The following is a 1,257-nucleotide window of genomic DNA, read 5'->3' as shown; positions in this document are numbered from 1 at the left end:
ATGCTGGTCAGGCTGCCGTCGGGGCGGCGGACGTAGTCGTACATGACGCCGTCGAAGCCGAGCTTGCCCGCCTCCACGGCCAGATCGATGTTGTAGCGGCGGATGTCGGGATGGGCGACATTGGTGAACGCGATCGGACCGTAGTGGCTGGAATAGGGCTGCCCCGACGGGTTCTGGACCACCCAGTCGGGTCGGCCGTTGTGCCAGGCCCACGCGGCGACGGTCGGATCGCGGAACGCGACGATGCGCCCGACCACCTGCAAGCCCAGCTCGTGGAGTTGCCGCAGGGCCGACGGCGCGTCGTAGATGCCAGCGACGGCACCGGATTCGCGGGCCAGCGGCACCTGGGAGTCGTAGCCGACGACCCCGTCCTCGTCCTTGATGTCTAGCTGCACGGTATCGATGCGGCGCTCGCGCGCGAGATCGAGCACGGCCTCGCGCAGCCCCTCGTGCGACCAGGCGTGCGCGGTGACATGCACCGCCCGCATGCGCGGCAGCGTCACCCCCGTGACGGCGACGGCGCTGCTCTGATTCCCCGCGGCGTCCACCGCGACGACCTCGACGGCGGGCGCCCACGGCACCGACAGCTCGAAGCTGCCGTCCGCGGCGGGTGTCACCGTGTCCGTGCCGACGGCGACGCGCACGGCGTCGACGGCCTTGCCGCGCACCACGATCGGCGCCCGGTAGGAGCGCACGGGATCGGGCGGGGCCACCTGGAGGACCGGCGGCGCGGTGTCGGCCGACGGCTCCGAGGCGGATCTGCTCAGCGCGAATCCGGCCACCAGAGCCACGATGACCATCGCGAGGACGGCACCCGAGGCGATCGTCGCCCACCGCCGCCGATCGCCCGACTGGATCCGCAATCCCAACGCCCGCACCAACTTCCACTACCGTTCGCCAGGCCACTATGGCGCAGTCGGGCAGTCCGTCTGCGGGTTATCGCAAGATCGGGGGAAAACCTCCGCCTGCGCGTAATATCGCCGCGATGACCGGCGGTTCGACACTGGCATTCCGACTCGCGCCCGCACTCCTGCTGCTCGCGACCGCCTGCGCGACACCGGAAGCACCGCCCCCGGCCCCACCGCCTGCCGCGACGACAACGAAACCCGCGCCGCCGGATCCGGCCGAGATCGCCGCCAACGAACTGGGATTCGTCCCGGTGCTGATGTATCACCAGATCACGCCGAACCCGGCCGGCGCGCGTGACGTATTCACCCAGGCCCCGCAGGAACTTGACTCCGCGCTGACCGACGACGG

Annotated in this window: 1 protein-coding gene and 1 pseudogene; one reads left to right on the top strand and one right to left on the bottom strand. The window is 70.8% G+C overall.

Translation table 11 applies throughout. From position 1 onward, the window contains the following. The coding region (locus tag ACWDNU_RS46175) for a putative glycoside hydrolase (protein WP_449673485.1) at positions 1-869 on the bottom strand (869 nt) is incomplete at its 3' end. Positions 870-985: 116 nt separating this feature from the next. On the opposite strand from ACWDNU_RS46175, the pseudogene ACWDNU_RS46170 reads away from it, so the two are divergent. Beyond that, positions 986-1,257: pseudogene (locus ACWDNU_RS46170) on the top strand (hypothetical protein); the annotation flags it as partial.

This window comes from Amycolatopsis sp. NPDC003676, from assembly GCF_053587275.1.
The sequence above is the reverse complement of the archived record's forward strand: the minus strand, read 5'-3'. Positions and strand labels throughout refer to the sequence as shown.